This window comes from Streptomyces sp. NPDC050546 (assembly GCF_044457425.1).
Lineage (GTDB): Bacteria > Actinomycetota > Actinomycetes > Streptomycetales > Streptomycetaceae > Streptomyces.
In genome coordinates this window covers 455,639-474,553 of record NZ_JBITGX010000005.1, presented here as the reverse complement: position 1 = coordinate 474,553, position 18,915 = coordinate 455,639, and the positions used below count along the sequence as shown (strand labels likewise).

The 18,915-nt window shown below is 66.6% G+C and carries 21 protein-coding genes; 6 read left to right on the top strand and 15 right to left on the bottom strand.

Annotation, left to right across the window (positions count from 1 at the left end; translation table 11 throughout):
* The first annotated feature begins 900 nt into the window (after positions 1-900).
* The 4 genes from ACIBK5_RS15925 to ACIBK5_RS15910 all read left to right on the top strand — a co-directional run bounded on the left by ACIBK5_RS15925 (position 901) and on the right by ACIBK5_RS15910 (position 3,366).
* The gene (locus tag ACIBK5_RS15925) at positions 901-1,440 is read left to right on the top strand and encodes a winged helix-turn-helix domain-containing protein (protein ID WP_399019950.1); all 540 of its coding nucleotides are present in this window, start codon (positions 901-903) and stop codon (positions 1,438-1,440) included.
* Entirely contained in the window at positions 1,437-1,964 is a 528-nt protein-coding gene (locus ACIBK5_RS15920; protein WP_399020028.1) for a transposase, read from the top strand. Before ACIBK5_RS15925 ends, ACIBK5_RS15920 begins: the two co-directional genes overlap by 4 nt.
* Positions 1,965-2,028: 64 nt before the next feature.
* Positions 2,029-2,391 carry a hypothetical protein gene (locus ACIBK5_RS15915; RefSeq protein WP_399019947.1) on the top strand — a complete coding sequence of 121 codons (363 nt, stop codon included), beginning with the start codon at positions 2,029-2,031 and terminating at the stop codon, positions 2,389-2,391.
* A gap of 312 nt (positions 2,392-2,703) precedes the next feature.
* A complete protein-coding gene (locus ACIBK5_RS15910) occupies positions 2,704-3,366 on the top strand; it encodes a hypothetical protein (protein ID WP_399019945.1) in 663 nt (220 codons plus the stop codon).
* Positions 3,367-3,662: 296 nt separating this feature from the next.
* Here ACIBK5_RS15910 and ACIBK5_RS15905 read toward each other — a convergent pair whose 3' ends face one another.
* From ACIBK5_RS15905 to ACIBK5_RS15845, 13 genes are all read right to left on the bottom strand, one after another.
* On the bottom strand, positions 3,663-4,100 hold the full coding sequence (locus tag ACIBK5_RS15905) for a hypothetical protein (RefSeq protein WP_399019943.1): 438 nt from the start codon (positions 4,098-4,100) through the stop codon (positions 3,663-3,665).
* Positions 4,100-4,603, bottom strand: coding sequence for a hypothetical protein (locus ACIBK5_RS15900; protein WP_399019942.1), 504 nt, complete (start codon positions 4,601-4,603; stop codon positions 4,100-4,102). Before ACIBK5_RS15900 ends, ACIBK5_RS15905 begins: the two co-directional genes overlap by 1 nt.
* Positions 4,600-6,048, bottom strand: a complete 1,449-nt coding sequence (locus ACIBK5_RS15895; RefSeq protein WP_399019941.1) for a type IV secretory system conjugative DNA transfer family protein — start codon at positions 6,046-6,048, stop codon at positions 4,600-4,602. Before ACIBK5_RS15895 ends, ACIBK5_RS15900 begins: the two co-directional genes overlap by 4 nt.
* 37 nt (positions 6,049-6,085) lie before the next feature.
* Complete coding sequence (locus tag ACIBK5_RS15890) at positions 6,086-6,349, bottom strand: hypothetical protein (RefSeq protein ID WP_399019940.1); 264 nt, start codon at positions 6,347-6,349, stop codon at positions 6,086-6,088.
* Positions 6,349-6,669 (bottom strand): DUF6238 family protein, encoded by a 321-nt coding sequence (locus tag ACIBK5_RS15885; RefSeq protein WP_399019938.1) that lies wholly within the window; start codon positions 6,667-6,669, stop codon positions 6,349-6,351. Before ACIBK5_RS15885 ends, ACIBK5_RS15890 begins: the two co-directional genes overlap by 1 nt.
* Positions 6,670-6,731: 62 nt before the next feature.
* The gene (locus ACIBK5_RS15880; RefSeq protein ID WP_399019936.1) at positions 6,732-8,168 is read right to left on the bottom strand and encodes an ATP/GTP-binding protein; all 1,437 of its coding nucleotides are present in this window, start codon (positions 8,166-8,168) and stop codon (positions 6,732-6,734) included.
* Positions 8,165-9,691, bottom strand: a complete 1,527-nt coding sequence (locus tag ACIBK5_RS15875; RefSeq protein WP_399019934.1) for an SCO6880 family protein — start codon at positions 9,689-9,691, stop codon at positions 8,165-8,167. The genes ACIBK5_RS15880 and ACIBK5_RS15875 overlap by 4 nt, the downstream gene beginning before the upstream one ends.
* 6 nt (positions 9,692-9,697) lie before the next feature.
* Positions 9,698-11,338 (bottom strand): hypothetical protein, encoded by a 1,641-nt coding sequence (locus tag ACIBK5_RS15870; protein ID WP_399019932.1) that lies wholly within the window; start codon positions 11,336-11,338, stop codon positions 9,698-9,700.
* Positions 11,319-12,395 (bottom strand): hypothetical protein, encoded by a 1,077-nt coding sequence (locus tag ACIBK5_RS15865; RefSeq protein WP_399019931.1) that lies wholly within the window; start codon positions 12,393-12,395, stop codon positions 11,319-11,321. The genes ACIBK5_RS15870 and ACIBK5_RS15865 overlap by 20 nt, the downstream gene beginning before the upstream one ends.
* 239 nt (positions 12,396-12,634) lie before the next feature.
* Positions 12,635-12,973 (bottom strand): hypothetical protein, encoded by a 339-nt coding sequence (locus tag ACIBK5_RS15860; protein ID WP_399019929.1) that lies wholly within the window; start codon positions 12,971-12,973, stop codon positions 12,635-12,637.
* 46 nt (positions 12,974-13,019) lie between these two features.
* Complete coding sequence (locus ACIBK5_RS15855; protein ID WP_399019927.1) at positions 13,020-13,997, bottom strand: NlpC/P60 family protein; 978 nt, start codon at positions 13,995-13,997, stop codon at positions 13,020-13,022.
* Positions 13,998-14,007: 10 nt separating this feature from the next.
* Positions 14,008-14,409, bottom strand: a complete 402-nt coding sequence (locus tag ACIBK5_RS15850; protein ID WP_399019926.1) for a hypothetical protein — start codon at positions 14,407-14,409, stop codon at positions 14,008-14,010.
* A 246-nt stretch (positions 14,410-14,655) separates the two neighbouring features.
* The gene (locus ACIBK5_RS15845) at positions 14,656-15,039 is read right to left on the bottom strand and encodes a hypothetical protein (protein ID WP_399019924.1); all 384 of its coding nucleotides are present in this window, start codon (positions 15,037-15,039) and stop codon (positions 14,656-14,658) included.
* Positions 15,040-15,767: 728 nt separating this feature from the next.
* Here ACIBK5_RS15845 and ACIBK5_RS15840 point away from each other — a divergent pair.
* Positions 15,768-16,181 carry a hypothetical protein gene (locus ACIBK5_RS15840; protein ID WP_399019922.1) on the top strand — a complete coding sequence of 138 codons (414 nt, stop codon included), beginning with the start codon at positions 15,768-15,770 and terminating at the stop codon, positions 16,179-16,181.
* A gap of 325 nt (positions 16,182-16,506) precedes the next feature.
* The gene (locus ACIBK5_RS15835; protein ID WP_399019920.1) at positions 16,507-17,586 is read left to right on the top strand and encodes a hypothetical protein; all 1,080 of its coding nucleotides are present in this window, start codon (positions 16,507-16,509) and stop codon (positions 17,584-17,586) included.
* 37 nt (positions 17,587-17,623) lie between these two features.
* Here the strand turns inward: ACIBK5_RS15835 and ACIBK5_RS15830 are convergent, their stop codons facing one another.
* Positions 17,624-17,947, bottom strand: coding sequence for a hypothetical protein (locus tag ACIBK5_RS15830; protein WP_399019918.1), 324 nt, complete (start codon positions 17,945-17,947; stop codon positions 17,624-17,626).
* A 623-nt stretch (positions 17,948-18,570) separates the two neighbouring features.
* Positions 18,571-18,906 (bottom strand): DUF6233 domain-containing protein, encoded by a 336-nt coding sequence (locus tag ACIBK5_RS15825; protein ID WP_399019916.1) that lies wholly within the window; start codon positions 18,904-18,906, stop codon positions 18,571-18,573.
* Between the last annotated feature and the right edge of the window lie 9 nt (positions 18,907-18,915).

The following is an 18,915-nucleotide window of genomic DNA, read 5'->3' as shown; positions in this document are numbered from 1 at the left end:
GCGGCCATTTAAGACGTTCGCTATGGCCGGCTTGCTGTCGATACACAGGGACTCTCACGACTGGAGTATGGCGAATGCTCACCCCTGGCCTTGTTGCCGTTCAGCTCTTCGAGGGCACAGAATCAGCATTCCGAGCAGTAGTTGCAACGCTCGACAACTTCCCAACTGTGTCTCTCCCTTGGCCTGGCGCCCGGGCTGACGCCGGTCTTCCTGACGAGTGGCGGTGGGTCCTCCAGGTCAGCCCAGGGAATTGGGGTCCCCCTATGCGTCTCGACCTGTGCCCCGAGGAGGCTGGTACCGCGGGAGCCTTGCTACTCGGGTCCGGTGAGGACACTCTCCAGGTCATGGCAGCGATTCGTTTCAACTTCGCGGCGGAAGAGCAGGAGCCCATTCGCCACAACAGCGATGGGACGATCACGCGGAGGTTGATCGTCACGCCGAGCCAGAGAGCGCAGGAGCCGGAAGCAGGATAGGCCAGGGGTGTACTCCGACACGCGGAGAACCCACAACCGCCTATCGGGGCATGAATCCGGGCTTTTGCTTAGCGAGGGAGTGGAGGCGGGCTAGGTACTCCTGTGCGGCTGGCTCGGAGCTGTACTGGCGCCGCATCTCGGCAGCAAGTTCGCGGCTGGTCATGATCAGGGATGGCACCGACTGCCGGTCTCCTTCGAGGGCGCGCTCTCCCATGATGAGTGCCTGCTCCAAGTCGCCCTCTCGCGCTGCCGTGACTCCTAGCGTGACCCGCGCCTCCGCGTTCCGCATCGGCGAGTGTTCGGTGCCATCAAAGTCAGTTCCCGCCCTCAGCACCTCTTCGGCGAGCGTGCGCGCAACTGAACTTGATTGAGTGATGTCGGTGCCGTTCGCCTGACAGATGGCCGTCGGCACCGATAGCCGTTGGGTGTGAGGTATGCGCAGGGCGGCGGGCTGACCGACGCCGAGAGAGCCACGCGGGAGCGGTTACGGCTCCAGGCCGTGGAGCGTTTCGAGGGCGGGCAGAAGAACGCGGAGATTGCCGCTGCCCTGCGGATCAGCTTGCGGTCGGTTGAGCGGTGGCGCCGGGCCTGGCGCGAGGGCGGCGAGGCGGGGGTCCTGTCGAGGGGGTCGCCGGGAAGAGCTCGACTCAGTGAAGCCCAGATCGCCAGGCTGGAGCGGGAGTTGGAACGTGGTCCACTGGCTCACGGCTGGGCGGACCAGCGGTGGACCTTGGCACGGATCAAGACGCTGATCGGCCGGTTCTTCCACGTCTCCTACACGGTCGAGGGCACCTGGCGGCTGCTGAAGCGCCACGGATGGAGCTGGCAGCAGCCCACCAGGCGCGCGATCGAGCGAGATGACGACGCGGTCGAGGTGTGGAAGAAGGAGACCTGGCCGCGGGTAAGAGCACCGTGGCGGAACGCGGGGCCTGGAGCGTCTTCGAGGACGAGGCCGGGCAGTCGATGACTCCGCCGCGCGCCAGGACCTGGGGCCGGATCGGCCAGACCCCGGTCGTGAGAGTGAGGGGCCGGGGCTCGGGGCGCGTGTCGATAGCGGGGATGGCCTGCTACAAGCCGGGCCAGCGATCCCGACTGATCTACGCGATCCGCGAGTACCGGGGCCGCAAGGACGAGCCGAAGGGCTTTGGCTGGCGCGACTTCCGCGACCTGATCGTCCGCGCTCGCCTCCAGCTCGGCGGACCGATCGTGCTGGTCTGGGACAACGTCCGCCTGCACCTGACGGTCGGCAAACGAGAGTTCATCGACGCGAACGCCGAGTGGCTCACCGTGTTCCAGCTGCCCACTTACGCCCCGGACCTCAACCCGACCGAGGGTGTCTGGTCGCTGGTCAAGCGGGACATCGGCAACCTCGCCGCGGCCGGCCTCGGCCAGATCACCCGCGCCGTGAAGCGCAAACTGAAGATGCTGCAGTACCGACCGGAGGCCATCGACGGCTGCCTCGCCGGCACCGACCTGGCCCTGGACCTGTGAGCGTCGGGTCGACGGCCCCGAAATTGGTCGAAGCCCAAAGCTGCTGGTCAGCTACGGTGGCGGCATGACTGACAGCCTGCCCGAGGACGTAGCCGACGTGCTTGACCTCGTCCTGAACCCGGACGAGCCTGTTCACGTCGCCCTCCGACGGCAACTGCCCCAACTCAGGGTGCAATCCCGCTGTGAGTGCGGTTGCGGCACTGCCTACTTCGACCTTGACGCCGACGCGGTGGAGCCCGCGCCAACGGGCCCCGGCACCGTCGTGGCTGCCGACGTACAACCGTTCACCGAAACCGGCGAGTGCCCTGGCGAGGTCCTGGTCTTCGCGCAAGGCGGCTACCTCTCATGGCTGGAGGTCTGCTCTTGGAGCGATGACGTCGAGGTGAGTCTCGCCGCGGCGCGGCGCTGGCTACAGCCATCGTCCTGAATCCGATCCGGTAACAGCCGGCGGTCTCGGACCCTGACGCCGTCACCCCGAGTCGACCGACATCACGAGTTCAAGTCCAGTTGCCACTACCGGAACTGCCGCGTATGGCAGCCTGTCCAGTCTGATACCGGAGCTCTCACCCGTCGCTTGGGGCGCCATAGGAACGGGTGTCGGTGCAGCCGTCGTCGTTTTCGTGCTAACCCTGCTTCGACGGCAAAGACGTGAGGCCCAAGAGATCGAGGCTGGTCGCGAGCGCGTACGTTCTGCTGAACGAAACCTTGAAGCCGCCTTGCGTACTGAGCGGTCGACTGGGTGCGGTCCGTCGCAGTCTCCGGAGACCTTCTGTTACCCCACCAATCCAGGGCTGACGAGGGGCAGGACGGGAACCTCCCTTCTGTCGAACCCACCCAAGGCGCTGAAGGACCAGCGCAGTCCGATGGGCCGTCTGGTGAGGCTGAGACCCGAGCACCTACGGTCCCGCCACGGTTGACGTTGCCTGAGCTGTGGACTGTGACCCATACGAGACTCGACCTTTACCACGACATCGCCACTGGTCAGGCGCGCAGCTCCTTCCGAAACGCACAAGCAGCAATGATCACCGGCTTTGTGCTGCTGATTGTCTTTGTGGCGGTGGCACTACAGGCGAGTACCACCGCGGGAAGCGTAGTAGCGGGCGGACTTGGCGCCGTCTCGGCAGCACTTTCTGGGTTCGTGGCCCGCACCTTCGTGAAGTCGCAGGAAACGGCCGCGGCTCACCTGCGGGCTTACTTCGATCAACCACTGGAGTTTTCCCGCTACCTCGCCGCTGAGCGTCTAATTGCGGACTCCGCACTCAGCGAGGAACAGCGGGCCGAGGCGCTGACCGCTCTGGTACAGGCGATGGTTACACCCCCGGCCGCGCCCATCGCCCCTGGCCAGGCGCCTGGGGCAGCAGGGCAAGCCAACCCCGGTAGACGGAGGCACACAGGGCTTTAAGAGCCCGCCTGCAGATCGAAGCCTGATCCCCACTGACCGCGAGTGGCCAGGCCCCGGCGGTCCCCGGGGGCCTGCGATTCCCCGGGGCCGCTGGTCACCGGCCGGTCACCGGAGAAGGGCGCGGTCGAGCCTGTACGGGGGAGCAGGCCCTGGACCGCATACGCGTTGCCAGTGTCGCCGCTCCGGCGAGCGCAGCCCGGGAGCGACACAGGGGCATCAGCGTGTATGACACCGTCGGTGAGGGCATTGTCTACCGGCTCGCCCCGGGCCTACGGTGCGCTGTTGGCAGAGGTGTTCTAGATCCCTAGGGAACCGGGGTCGTGCGGAGTCGGCGACTCCTCAGAAGTACCGAGGTCGCCATAGTTGCTCCGCCTCGTCCTTCCTCCTACGCGTTGGTCGTGGTCGGCGGCTGCGTCAAAGCGATCCTCGGAGGGCTCACGGACGACGACCTTCGTGAAAACCTGCTCTGCGCGGTCTGGGGTGAGCCGCATCGTGCCATACGGTCCTACCGCGTACCCGGTTCGGTGCCCGTGCAGATGCAGCTCTTCCACGGCCTGAAGGCCGGCGTCGACCTCCGGCACGTCATCCGGCGGGACGAGCGCGTGCAGTTCCTCCACCCAATGCCATCCGAGGTCGCGGAGCACGGTTTGAGCTTCCTCTTGCTCCCAGCCGCTTCGGGCCACAAGGCCGTGACGAGGGTCTGCCGCGAAGACCACGTCGGGGTTCGTCATCATCACACCGTCCCTCCGACCCGACCGGCGGCGTCCGGCGCTTGGGCGTCGCCGGTCTGTGCAGGCCAGGCTGCAAGCTGGAAACGTGCTGGCCGTTCTTCGTGCTTTCCGACTCGGCATTCGTCACCCGCCTTACCCAGGGTCGTGTGCATCCGGGTGAGGAATCGGTCGTACTGCTCGTGCCAGGTCACGGCCGATCCCGCCGTCGTGTAGGCGTCCTGCCTGGCGAAGGCGAGGGCCGCGATCTCGTATGCCAGGCCCTCATGCCTCGCCCAACAGGGTGGGATCACGTCCTGCGGTTGCCAGGCGTACCGCCCGTTCATCCAGCGGCACACGGAGTCGAGCCAGGCGGGCATCGGTTCGATCAACTCCGCCGACAGGGAACCGAGGTCCCACGGGGCGGGGCCGTCGACCACGGACTCTTCCGCGCTCCGCTCCGCGATGTACTCCAGTACCAAAGCGGGCGGCTCGGGGAAGGGCTCGAAGTGGGCCAGAGGATCCTTCATGCGGCAGCCGCTCCTTCACGGCCGGCCCACGCAGCGGCGTGGTCCTTGGCCTGGGTCGTCCTCTCGGCGGCCCGCCGGGTCCGCTCGGCTTCGTTGGCAGCTCGCAAGTCGCGGACGTGGCCCTCGATCTCGGACCAGGAATCCCAGGTCCACATGCCGTCGAGCCGGGTGACAATCGGCGGGAGGTTGTCCGCCAGGACCAAGGCGTGTCCCTCGGACAGGCCCCTGATCTCGTCTCCCCGAAGGACCGGTTCGAGCGCCATGTGCGTGGCCGTCGAGTGGCCGCCGCGGTCCCCGCCGGACGTGGTCTTCGTCGTGCGCTCTCGCTCGACCTGACCGCAGAGGTCAGACATGTCCTTCAGGAAGTCGGGGTCCTTGTCCCCCGGCAGGACGATGACGTTGTTGGTGAAGGCCGCCAGCTCCTTGGCGGTGTCCTCGCCGAAGCGGGCACGGGCCGACGCCCACGCCTGGAGGCCGTAGACCACCGTGATGCCACGGCCCCGGCCGTCGGCGACGCGTTGGCGGAGGGAGGGGATGGGCGCGATGTTCGGCGCTTCGTCCAACGCCGCGAGGAGAGCGGGGTCGAGCCGCCCGGCTGGGGAGGCGAGGGCGTGCGCCTCCGCGAGGTCCAGAAGGTCTTCGGCTATCGCGGTGGTCAGCGGTGCGACGCTGTTCACCTCCGAGTCCTTGCCGAGAAGGTAGAGCGTGCCGCCTGCGTTGAGAAACGTGTCGAAGTCCGTGGGGTCCTCTCCGTCTCCATGGAGGGCGTTGATCACCGACTGGTGCATGAAGGGTTCGAGGGCCGCGTCGAGGGTCGAGGCGGTGTTGCCGACGGTGCGGCTGTCGCCGGTGGTGGCCGTGCGGAGCATGTCCGCCCAGCCGGGGCCGGCGCCGGGGTGGGCGTCGAGGATGCCGAGGGGTGCCGGGTCGGTGAGCTTGCGGGCCCACTTCAGCACCCAGTCGAGGGTGGCGCCGTCGAGGGCGGCGGCGTGAAAGAAGGCGGCGAGGATCTTGGAAGCCTGCCCCTTGTAGAAGGCGCTGCCCTCGCTGGATTGCGCCGCGCTGTTGGGAGTGCGCGAGCCCGCGATGAACGCCTTGGCCCTCATCATCGCCACCTCCGTATCGGACGCGCCGTTGATCGGAGTCCACCGGAACTTCGGGAGGCTCGGAGCGATGTTCTGCGGGTCGAAGACCGCGACGGGGCGGCCACCCCGCTGCCGGGCGTCGAGGGTCAGTTCGACCAGGTCGGGCTTGGTCGAGGTGGCCAGGACTGGCCCGGCCCAGTTTCGGACGAGCGGTGCGAAGAACCGCAGCGTCTTTCCGCTGCCCATGGGACCGATGACCCGGCATGCCTTGTCGGCGCGGGACCACAGTTCGACGCCCTTTGGGCGTTGCGAGGTGCCCAGGGAATAGCCGAAATCCTGAGGATCGAGGGAGTGGTGCATGACGTGCTCCGGAACGAGTGGGCGACGAGGAGGAAGGTCAGCGAGCGGCGGAGTGGTCCTTCGCGAAGCTCACTTCTGATGCGCGGCCGGTGCGGCCGCCGTCGCTGGTGAGGGAAGGCCGGATCTCGGCGGCCCGCAGGACGGCCTTGGCTGACATCTGGCGCTTGAGCTGTCCCTTGCTCGCGAAACCGGCGTTGCGCCGTCCGCGGTTCAGCAGGAACCAGAGCATCACCAAGGCCACCGCGCACACGGCCGTCACGGCGTACAGGGCAAGGGAGATACCTCCGGGCATGATGTTCATTACTCAACCCTCCGGGCGACGCGGGCCACCAGGTAGCGCATGCGCCGGCCGCACAGCCGCGACATCGAAGCGTCGGGTCCGGCACAGCGCGGAGGCGCGGTATGGAAGGCGCTGTGCAGGTCCTCGGCAGCTCGCCAGATGTGGTTGACGGCCGTACGTACGCGCCCTCCGGCGGCGGAGTAGTCCCCGTGGTCCAGCACGAGGGCCAATTTCTTCGTGCGCCGGGCAAGGTCGAGCGCCTCGGCGTGCAGCTGGTCGATGTCCTGGCGCACCGCGCGTTCGTCGGCGGGAAGCGCGGTGTGATCTGTGGTGACGGTCATGTCGAGGGCTCATTCCGAATCTGCGTGGAAGGGGTCGGTGGCGGAGAAGTGGCGGTACTCGCTCATTCGGCGTCTGGGGAGGTGCTGGTCAAGTCGGTCATCGAGCCGGAGGAGAAGCACAGGTGCTGTTCGGCCTCTACCAGGAGGTGTTGGACGCCGGGGTAGATGACGTCGCCGACCTTCCACAGCGCGATCCCGCGACGTAGGCGCATGATGTGCTCGGCAGTCCACGACGGCAGGCCCAGCCGGGACACCGTCGCTTCTGCCTCGGATTTCTTCTGCGAGTAGATGACGATGGTGTCTGCCATCTTCAGTGCCGCTTGGGTCTCCGCGCTGTCGTCGATGTCCGAGAGGTGATGGACGATGAAGATGCAGCTCAGCCCGTAGCCACGAGCGAACTTCAGGAACTTCTCCAACAGGCCGGCGAGCTGGGGAGTTCCGAGGATGTGCCACGCCTCCTCGCAGACAAGGATGCGCTTGCGTTGGGTGTAGCGGTGGCAGCCCGATGCCGGGTTCGGTCCCAGTTCCCAAGCGCCGGAAGCCGTGTCGACCACGACGCGTCCGTGCGCACCTGGTTCCGTCCCGCACTCGCACAGCGGGCGCAGCCATACCTCTTCGAGGAAGACGCTGATGACGGCGACGAGGATGGTCATGGCGACGCCGCCGGACGGGACCTTGGTCAGGTCGAAGACGATCATGTCGGCATCGAGGTCGACGCCGAGGCTGGTCGGCCCGTCGAGCATGCCGGTGAGGTCTCCGGTCGCGTCCTGCTCACTGCCGCAGAGCCGGTCCAGGACGTAAGACGCCTCTAGGCCATCACAGAGGAGTTCGTCTCGAGTCCGCTGCTTGGCCTGGGCATCGGACTCTTCGGGCGAGCGGAGCGTGGCGGCGACGTCTGCGAGGACCGGCGTGCGGCCGAGGTCGCCCGCTCGCTGGTGAGCCCGGCGAATCGCGATGCGCAGTGCGGAGCCGGCGAACTCGTCCAAGGGCTTGCCGAGGCCGAGCTCGACGATCGTCCGCACCAGCTCGATCTGCCGCTTGCCCGCGATGGCGGGGTCCATGGGGTTGATGCACGAGGCACCGCGACCACTGCCGGGGGTGAACTTGACCGGGGCCTTGCCGGTCAGCGAGCGGCCGAGGGCGGCCCACTCACCCTCCTCCCGCTCCTTCTGCTCCTTGGTGTCCAGCACGACCACCTGACGGCCGAGGCGGATCTGCCGGGCGGTGTAGGTCTTGACGAGCGCCGACTTGCCCCTGCCCGTGTCGCCCACAACGAGCATGTTTCCGCCGGGCAAGCCGTCCCCGAACGCGCTGAACGGGCAGTAGATGAAGGCCTTGCCCGAGTACAGCTCCCTGCCGATGATCGCGCCCGCGGTGCCGAGGGTCGGGGGAGCGATGGGCAGGTACAGGGCTTGGCTGGTGGTGGTCTCCGTGTGGAGCGGGCGGCGCACCGTCTCGTACATCGGAGACAGCGGGGCCAGGTCGAGCAGCTCGGTCACTTGATGCCTCCGGCGAGGGGGAGAGTCGTGGCGAAGGCGCGAGCGTGTTCGAGGTCGAGCCATTCGATCCGGAGGTGGGCGTTGCGGGCACGGGAAGCGGTCGTGCGCTTCGTGCGCTCCAGTTCCGCCGCGCTGCGCGAGGAGATGGTGATGTAGCCAACGACGGCGGAGCCAGCCGCGCCCGAGGAGGCCAGGGCCATGCCCCGCGAACCGGTGGCGTCCGCCGCGATCCGGTCGCGCGGGTCGATGTTCTTGCCGCGCTGACGGTCGCGGTCCATCTCCGCCAGGTTGTTCGTGTCCTCGGCGAGCATCCGTTCCACGGCCTTGTCGTTCGGCTCCAGCTGCTGGGTGATGGCGATGGTGCGAATGACATCGGGCATCCCGATCAACAGGGGCGACAGGAAGTCAGGGCCCACGGGGGCTGTGGGCCACCCGACGACGGCTGCTGTGGCGTGGTACCAGCTGTCGGTGGAGCCTGCCGCCCGGGTGGCGACGTGGGCACCGCTGCGGACGTCGACGTTGCGCGGGAAGGCGTGCGCCTGCGGGAGGTCGGTGTCCCAGATGGCGTGGTCCGGGTCGTAGGAGTTGCGGATGAACGCTGTCATCCGGCCCTGGTCCAGGGGCGCGATCACCGAGAGGTCAGCGTCCTCAGCGCGTGACCACAGCTCGTCCAGGTAGGCGGCCATCGCGGCTGCGACCCCTTCGTCACCGGTGCCGCGAGCCGCGCCTTCGGCCGCCAGGTCCCGAGTGAACTTCGCGTGGATGGTGATGTAGTACCGGTGCTCCTCCGCCGAGGTGGACACAGCGTCGGCCAGTACGTCGTAGGAGTCCTTCAGCCACTGCGGCGCGTCCGCCGTCGCCGCCGACTCGTCGCGCTGCGCGATGAAGCGCTGGTGCGCGTAGGGGTCGGACTTCATCTGCCGGGCGAGGACTTGAACCCTCTTCACCGGATGCTCTTCGACGTTGCCGAAGGCGTCGAGGAGTTCGCCCCAGCGCTCCAGGGCGACGACCTGTTCACCGACTTCCTTGCCGCCGAGGCCGGGGGAACCGATCTCCAGCGTGGCCGTGACGCACCCGGCCTCCGGCTGGAGAACCACGACGGCCTTCTGCCCGCGCACCGTGACCGGCACCCAGGTCATGCCCGCGATGCCCTCGGGCTGGGCAAGAGCGGCGTCTGGCGGAGTCCCGTCACGGCCCACGCCGACCTCGAAGGCCGGGGAGACCCACACGCCGCCGGTACGGCGAAGCGCCGCGCGGCGGTAGCGGTTGATCCGCCACCACCGGTACAGCGTGCGCCGCTGGGCTGTGCCCTTCGGCCGGTACGGGGCATACACGATGACCAGGGCGAACAGGATCGGCAGGAAGAGGCAGGTCGCGGCAATGGCCGTCACACCGGTGAAGAGGTAGCCGAGCATGATGCCGGTGACCGCGCCGCCACCGAGAACGACCTGTTCGCCGAGGTCGCGGCGGCCCACCAGCCCTGTGGGGCGATGCTTTCCGAACTGATACGTACGAGTCGACATGGGACGTCACTGATCCTTGCTGGGGTTCGAACGTCCGGGTGCCTGGCCGCCCGGCGGCGGGGGCGTGACCGAAGGTCCGGGACCCGAGGTGGTTCCTGGTGAAGAGGAAGGGGTGGTGGGAGGCGGGGCCGGAGGGGAGGTCGCGGGTCCGGGAGCCGGTGACGAGTACCGCAGTGCCGTACCCGGGGCTCCGCTGGTACCCCGTGGGTGTCCGGACACGGCGCTGCTGCCGTCCGATGACGAGGGCGGAGGCGAGCTGATGACCGGGTCGGAGGTTGATCCTCCGGGACGAGCTGATGCCGGTGAACCGGACGCGTCGACCTGGTCGTCGCTGCTCTGCTGCCCTTCGGGCTGTTCGGCGCTGCCGCCATAGGCAGCGTCGGTGCCCCGTGTGCCGGGGGAACCCGAGGCCTTGCTCCTTGCCATGTCGGCGCCGGCCTTGGCCACGGCGGCCCCGGCGGCGACCGGCCCTGCCACGGCCGTTCCGCCGCCCATCGCGGCCCCGGCCGCCTTGCTGCCAGCCGCCTTGCTTCCAGCAGTCTTGGCGCTGCCGCCGACCAAGGAGTCCTGCATACGGGCTCCGATGGCGCGGTTGGCGTGCTGGCCGGGCCCGTCAATCGCGGCGGCCGGGCCCGAGGACTGGGCACTCTTGCGGGCGTGGTGGATCTGGGCCATCTCGTCGCCGAAGGCGGGTACCCACTTGTACAGCGTGGCGCTCGCGAAGACGGCGAGCAGGAGGATCAGCGCACCGACCAGTGTCTTGGAGACCTCGTCGGACATGCTGCCCGAGGTGTCGCTGAGGACCGCGCCGCCGAGTCCGAGCAGGGCGAAGAGAATCGGTTTGGTCAGGCCGATCGCGAAGATGGCGCCGAACCACTTCTTGCTCTTGTTCCACAGATCGCGGTCGACGAGACCGGCGTTCACGATGGGGCCGAGCGCGACGGCCACGTAGATGGCCGCGCTGCGGATCAGCAGCTCGATCCACATCAGCAGAGCGCCGAACATCATGATGAGGTTGACGATCAGCAGCTGCCCAACACCCGCCGTGGGGTTGGAGGCCATCGTCCTGAGGATGTTCTCCAGGAAGGGCCTGAAGTTCGAGGTCGCGTAGGGCTCGAACACGGCTGTGACCTCGTCAATGGCCTTCATCAGCAGAGCGATCGCACCCGGCGTCATCGCGTTGACCACGAACTGGAGGAGCAGGAAACCGATCGCCTCGGAGACCGCCGTGGTCACGTCGACTCCGCGGACTGCCCTCTTGGCCACGGCGATCAGCCACAGCGCCACGGTGAGCAGACTGGAGGCCGCGAAGATGATCGCGTACTGCTTCAGGAAGCCAGGTGACGTGAGGTCGATCTTCGTCGTGCTCTGAATCAGCTCCAGCATCTTGCGCAGAAACCAGAGATTTGCCTCGGTGAGCTTCTGGAGCAGGAAGCCCAGCGGATCGGAGGCGAAGTCGATAGCTGCCTTCGCCTCGCACACCATCGGGATGTAGCAGAAGGGATTGGCGACCGCAGAGGGCACAAACAGGAAGCCGATGATCACGTTGACCATGGCCACCGTCTGGAGGCGGCGGCGCCAGCGACTCGGGGTGCCCTGTTCGATGGTCAGCAGGCCGGGGGCGTCGTCACGCAGTCGCAGGCGCATTCCCGGAACCCCCCACATCAGAGAAGCGATCGGCCGGGTCCGCCTCCTGCATGGCCGGCGGCGAGGGCACGAGCGGTTCGGCCGGCGTGACGGCTGTCGTCTTCCAGGTGCCGTCCTCCCAGACCAGGTCCACGGTCATCCGGAGGAAGGCGACCTGCGGTCGCTGTGTCTCGTCCCCGCCTGCGATCCCGCCCACCGACGCGGTCCACACCTCAATGCTCGCGGCCTGGTCGGAGTAGGAGATCGAGCGGGTGGCGAGCGCAGCCGTCCGCGTGATCAGTTCGCTGCCGTCGGCGGTCATGCCGTCAGCTCCGACTCCGCGGTTCTCCATGACCAGGCGCGCTGTCGAGTCCGTGTCTGACGTGACCGCGGCCAGCACGCGCGCCGCTGCGGTCGCCCTCAGCATCCGGTGCCGCCAGTCCTCGCTGACGAAGAACCGGGGATCGCCGTAGAGCATGGTGGCGCTCACAGCGGCGGCACGGGCGTCTCGCTCGTTGCGCGCGTATGAGGCCGGGAATCCGTCCTGACCGGACGAACCGCTCAGGACGGGGTCTTCCGCAGCGGCCGGAACGTAATCGGAGAAGTCGCCCGGAACGTTGGACGCCTGGCGAGCGTCGATCGGCGCGAACGGACCGCTCGTGCTCGAACTGTCCTTCAGCTTCCAGTCGTTGGCTTCCCAGGAGAGTGAGACCGTTACCGCCTGGAAGCCTGCCTTGGGCGTCGCGTGCCCGGCCGTGCTGCCGCGAACGGTCGTCGTCCACAGCCGGACCATGGCCCTCCGAGAGTCGAAGCCCAGGATGCGAGCCGAGAGGACGCCGGTACGGGAGATGGCCTTCCTGGCGAAGACCTTGGACGTATCGCCCCGCAGTGCGGCGACCGCTTGACCGGCAGCGTGGTCAGCTTTCTTCATCGCGGCATCGGCGGTGCCCTCGGCCGCCATCATCGACACGGCGCGGTGCCGAGCGCCTTTGTCCGTCAGGAAGACGGAACTGCCACTGACCATGATGTAGTTGGCCGCTGCCGCCTTCGCGCCGGCCTGCGTGTGCGGGTATCCCACGGGGACGCCGTGCGCCTCATGTACGCCCTCCCCGGCCGCCTGCGGTGCCGAGAGAGCGGGTGCTGACCGGGCGGGAGCGGGGGGAGCCGGGTTACCGGTGGCCAGGCTGACGATCACCCCGGCCGCAGTGACTGCCGCCGCACCGCCGACGGCGATACCCCAGAGCTTCGCCGATGGCCTGCGGGCCTCGGCCGCCTTGGTGGGGGGCGTGTTCCTCCTTCGGGATCGGGAAGCCACGGTCACACACCCATGCCGTACGTGATGGTGAAGATGGTGCCGAAGGAGGCCACGAGGAAGACGCAGGCCAGGCCACCGACCATCATGCCCTTGCCGCGCGAACTGTCCATCGTGCTGTGGCCTTCACCGAACCATCCCTTCGACTTGCCGACCCCCGCCAGGAAGGCGCCAGCGCCGACAACGAGGACAACAGCCGCGATGACGCCGAGGATCACCTTCGCCGTGCCGCCGAGCTTCCCGAACGGGCCCCAGTCCGGCTTCACACCGGACACGACATCGGCACCGGCAGCGAGCGTCGTTTGCACGGAGGGGTCGGTGGTGGCCGACAGGAGGTTATGCATGGTCAGTCCCTTGGTTATTTGGTAACTAATGGGATAGTTGGGGGGATTAGCCGATGTGTCGCATCGCGACGATCTGCGGCTTCCAGTAGCTGAGCGGCTTGATGCGCACCTGGGTACCGGTGCGCGGGGCGTCGATCACCTGGCCGTCGCCGATGTACATGCCGACGTGTTCGGGGCCCGCGCTGCCTGGGACGCTGAACAGCAGGTCACCGGCAGCTAGCTGGGAAACGCTCTTCACCGCGGTCCCGGCATGGACCTGGTCGTAGGTGACCCGAGGAAGGTTCACGCCCGCCTTGCCCCAGGCCATCTTGGTGAGCGACGAGCAGTCGCATCCGCCCACGCCCTTGTACGGCATGACGCAACTGCCGCCCCACCGGTACCAGGAGCCCAGGGCCGTCTTCGCGGCAAGGACCGCACGAGCGGCGCCTTTGCCGGCCAGAGCGTCCGGGCGGACGGCGTCTGCCCATTTCGAGGCCAACGCCCGGATGTTCCGCACGTAGTTGCGGGTTTCGGGGTACGGGGGGATACCTCCGAACTTGATGACCGCCCCGCCGCCTGCGTTGAACGCGGCGAGCATGTTCTCCGTCGAGTCGCCTGGCACGTCCTTGACCTCGTTGGCCAAGGTGCAGTCGTACGCGCTTTGTGCGGCGATGGCGTCGGCCGGGTTACGGATGTCCTTGACCCCGTCCCCGTCACCGTCCTTGCCGTGCTGGGCCCAGGTCGCGGGCATGAACTGAGCGATTCCGCGGGCCCCGACCGGCGAGGTCTGGCCCGAGTCGAAGCCGCTCTCGGTGTAGAGCTGAGCCGCCAGGAGCGAGGCCGTAACCTGCGGGCACTCGCCCGCGTGCTGGTTGATGAGTTCGCGCAGCCATCCGGGAACGGGTGCGTCCGTCGTGATACCGCCACCGGGGCCGGTCTTCTGCGCGGAGGCGCTTTCGGCCCCGCCGAACGTGGTCAGCAGAGCGACACCCGAGGCGAGGGCGGCCATGATGAAGCCCAGGCCAGCCTGTGTTCCCTTGTTCATCGCTGCCCTGTCAAGCCAAGGGCAGGGCGGTGACGCGCCAGCCCTTGGTGGTGTGCTCCAGGCGTAGAGCGAGGTGTTCGCTGCTGTGACGCGCGAGCCCGGACTTGGCGGTTGTCGTGACGGTGTAGCCCACTCGGACGAGCGCGGACGACCCCGTCACCGCCTGTGCGCCGTCGGGGACCACGACAGAGACGATCTTGGCTGTCTGTTGGGCCTTCTCGGCTCGCAGCGCGGCCCACATGGTGTCTTGACTCGGTCGCTTTTGGCCAAGGAGACCAGCGAGTTCACCTGCTGCGAGCCGGGCTGCCCGAGCGCCGGCATCAGCGTACGAGCCGTCCTTGCCGTCGCGTGCGTCGTGCTCGGCGTAGGAGATGGTGAAGGCCCGGGCCGTGCGCTCGATGTTCCTCGTCAAAGCGGTACTCGAGGATGACGCAGGGCTTGTCACCTGTGGCGAACCTGACCCGGTGCCGCCCGCCGAGACTGAGGGCGGATGTGTAGTCGCGCTGACGGGTTTGGACGGGCCGACTGTCGAGCTTGAGCACCCTGTTGACAGAGCGGCCGCGAAAGCTGCCACAGCCATTGCCGAAGGTATAGGTATAAAACGCTTGGAACGAGGCATGTGAGGACCACGAGCTTCCATGGGAAGGAGAGGGAAGGGTCAGGTGGCGTAGAACGCGTGGGCTGAGCTGCACTTCACGGGGCGTGCATTGCCCTTCTGCACACAGACCTTGATCTTGTGAGTGCCCTCGAACAGAACGGGGGTCTTCCACGAGCAACTGTCGTTGTTGTAGCCGTCCGTGGTGGTGGTGAGCAGTCGGCCGTCGTTCGCGAAGATCTGGACTACCGCCTTGTAACCGTCCGTCTTGATGTCACATGCGCTGACCTGGCCGTTGACGCTGTTGTAAAAGCCCTGCCCGCCGCCGCCAGTGGAGCGCCAAGGGCCGGAACTCGCGGAGGCGGAGCCGGCGGACAAGGCGGTGGCGACGAGCGCGCCACCCAGAGCGATGGGCATGGTGCGCGTGAAAAGGCGGGATGTCAGCACGAAGCTGCTCCTTAGGAAGATTGGTTTCATGAGGCGGTCGAGCTGCCGCGACCGAAGGCCCGCAACTAAGCGGCGAGGTAGCGGGTGTTGCGGCCCCGAGAGGCACGAGAAGGGCCGCAACACCCCCTTCGCAGGAGGAGGGGGATTTACTCCTGCGGCTGATACCGGCGTCTGCCGGAGAATTCGAGGAAGAGATCGGAACCCTCTCGGTCCCATCTGCGATGATTCTTATGCACGCTCACTGGGCCGATACTCAGTCGACCGGCGTGGATCTCCGATTTCTCATATCAAGGCCATCAACCCCTACATTCGGAAAGGTGAGGTTCAACAACGGAACCTCCGTCGGCCGAGAATGCCCTTGGCGCCGACCGTGCCCAAATCCTTGCAGGGGTCCGCGGACAACTCGAATCAGCAGAAACTTGGAACCAACACCCTGGAATTATGTTCCGACTTCTGCGACCGCGAGACCATTTCGGCGACACGGTGTAGTGGGAAACCGGGTTGACCCACGACCGCCGAGGCGTCCCAGTTCACCTGGTCGACTACTCAACTTGATTGGGTGATATCGGGTAGCGTGGGCCCGGTCACCTGCGCCGATGGCCGCCGACCCATATGGGCCGGGCCTCGGTGTGCATGCTGTGACCGGCAGAGAGGCTGTCGTCCGACTGAACGGCGATGGGCGGGGCCGATAGGCCACGGGCCGGGCCGGACGATCAAGGGGACCAGCGATGGATGTCAAGGAAAGCTTGCGCCGCTATGGGCTTCGCCCCGTCGGCGCGGATCTCGACGAGGTCCGTGCACTCCTCAGAGAGCACACGGCGCGTGAGCAACGCGCCCAGGGCGAGGGCGACACCGAGCTGATGAGGCTCTGCTGCTTCCAGCTGTTCAACAGCGGCGACGTCGACGACGTGCTCCTGGTTTGGAGTGCGAAGCAAGCTAGCTTCGACGCAGCGTGCTCGATCGACATCGAATTCCTGCTTGGACACGGGCTCGACGCGACGAAGGCCCACCTCTCGGCCAACCGTGCACCTGCTGCTGCGGCGGCGCTGGATCGACTGCGCGAGCTCGAGGCGGACGGCGAATTCGAGAGCTTTTCAGTGGAGGAGCGCTCTGCCTCCTACGACCGGTACTACGGCGACTGACGATTCTGCAGCGCAGCACCGCTCAGTCGTCCGAATTTGAGCGTGCCCAACTGGCCCATGTTGGCGACATGCGGTTCTGTACGGACAGCGAAGTCTCTGGTTGCCAAGAGTGATCCCTTGTCTCTCACGCGGTTCGCCCGGCCCAGAACCAGCGGCGTTGGCAAGGTTGGCCCTTGTGTTGCGATCCCGCTCCGGAAGCAACTGCGCCAGGATGCGACACAAACCAGCCACACCCAAAGAATGCGGTGGACACGCGCAACCCCTTGTGCCACAACTTCGTTCACATCAAAACGAGTTGATGCCTCTCAGCGTGACGGAGGGAAATATGTCCACGCCCCCGCCCCAGCTGCCCGGCAACGCCACAGGGCAGCAGGGCAGCAGCCATCAGCAAAACAACGGTTCGCCGAGCCAGCCGTCCGCTGCGGGGCCGGCGGGGCATGGCAACGCACCCTTGATTCCCGGCCAGCAGCCAGGAAACCCCCACGTATGGGTAGCGCCACCCGTCGATCCCGCTCTGGAAGCCAACGAGATCTCACGGAGATCGGCTCAAGAAGCACGTGAGATCGGAAAGGGAGGGCTCCGGATCGGGCGCGTTACGGCAGTGATCGGCGCACTGGCGGTCGTAGCCACCACTGTTCAGACTGGCCCAGCCATCCTGGACTACCTAAGGGAGCGCGACAAGGATAAGGCGGAGGAGAAGGTCGAGAAAGGCTCCCCCGTAACCATCTCTTCGGGAGAGTCATACTACGGCCCAGGCTGGTTCGCCACAGACTCCGACCAGGGCGCGAAACACGAAGGTGCTCTTTTCGATCAGGTAGGGACTAACCCCGATGCACCCTCGTGGGAGTGGCTCTGGACTCGTTGGTCAGCGCTCAATTCAGTCGGTACTTCAGTCAATATCGTCGGCAAGCACAAGAACACGGTCCTCATCCAGGGGGTCGAAATCTCTCGCCTGAAATGTTCGGAGCCCGCCAGAAGCTCTTTGATTCGCAACCCTCCGATCGGGGATGGTGGGAGCTTCGCGAATCCCGCCTATTGGGCCTTTAACGTAGAGGCGGTCCGGCCTGTCCCTCACGCTCTCACCGAGAACGACCTCGTCGGCGATCTCAAGCCCATGGACCTTGCACTTGAACAAGGAGACCAGCGAGAGGTGGTCATCAGGTTCTTCGCTTCAAAGAAATCATGCTCTTTTGAAGCGCATTTGGTCATCTCTTCAAACGGGAAAAAGTACAAGGAACGACTTCCCGCCCCCTGGGGCAGCAACGTATTCCGAGTAACTGCACCCCCCTCCAACCTTTCGTACGCGAACACGTTCGTGACAGGAGACTCCGTCATGCGCGTCCCCGCCGAGGCAATTTCCTGGGATGATCACAACCGGCCCGAATATTCTGGGCCGCTAGGCTAATTGAGGGCCACGGACGTTCAGTACGAGCCGGTGCCTCTCATTCCATGTCCTGGCGGTGCCATTCGGGCCCACCGTGCCAGTGAATATTGATGACGTGCGACTCAGGGGCATCCGCCAGCAGCGTCGGCATCTGGTCGATGAACGCCTGGAGCGCCTCCTCGGTGACCGTTCCTGGGATCTCAACGTGCATCCGGTAATCCAATGTGCTCAGCCTGATTACCTGGTGTCCGGGGGGTAGTTCGGACACTTTCTTGTGTCGTTGGAAGCGGCTGCGGATGAACTGGTAGGCGCTTTCTCCTGCCGCGGACGCCAGAGCCTGCAAGAACGGTGCGGCAATCACGCCACCGACTGCCGTTGCCACCCAGAGGAGTATCTCCGGGGCTGGGGTCACTCCGTCGTCGGGGCCTGGCCTGCGCCGAATGGGCAGGCCTCGGTCAACGAGGCAGCAAGGATTGCCCTCAGGGGTGGCCAGAGAGATCCAGTCCCGCTCCTCATCCTGTAGGAGGTCGAACAGAATGAGGGGCATGTCTTGATCCTCGCCGCCCCGGGTCGGTACGGCGCCCCCTACGTACCTATGTTCCGGATCGGCGCAGCTGCGCCACTCCTGCCATGCCATGTGCGGACCCCCTAGCTCAGAGAAGCAGGCCCGGGTGCCGGTGTCCACCTTCCCGAAGCCGCCCTGCCTCGACGGTAGGCACTCACGTCGAGCGATGCAGGAGCGTGAGAGGGCGAACTGCAACAACACGAGGAGGACGCACGACAGGGCCCGGGCCGCGATCGTCTTGAGGCGGTCGCTTCCCGGGCCTGCCTCAGCCCTTGCAGATGCACTCCGGCGGTGTGTCCTTGACGTGGACGACGATGATCGTCACACGGACATCAGCCGGGGGCTGGGGTGTAGTCGTTGGGGCCGGTATCTCACGACCGGTAGGCCTTCACGGCGAGCGGCTGCACCCTTCGCAGCCACAACGCACAGCCTGATGAGCTCTAGCCCTCGATGCCGAGCGCCGTGTCCGGCCTGCACTTCGAACACGCCGGCACGTGGTTCCGTAGCGCGTCGACAGCCTGTGCTCTGGTCACGGACTTCGTCCTCCTGCCCGTGTCCCAGCACCCGCCGGCGTGCACGGCGACGATGTTGTTGCGGTCTAGGCCGCGCTCGATCAGCCACTCGGGCGGCGGCGGACGCCGTTCTGCACCGACGCGCCGCTCAGCCTCTCGGGCTTCCTCGGTGGCGATCCACCTGCGGGTGCGGGCCAGGTCGCGCTCCTGCACGCGTGCCAGGAAGTGGAGCAGCGCGAGTCGCGACGCCCCAGAATCGTTCATGCGTTCTAT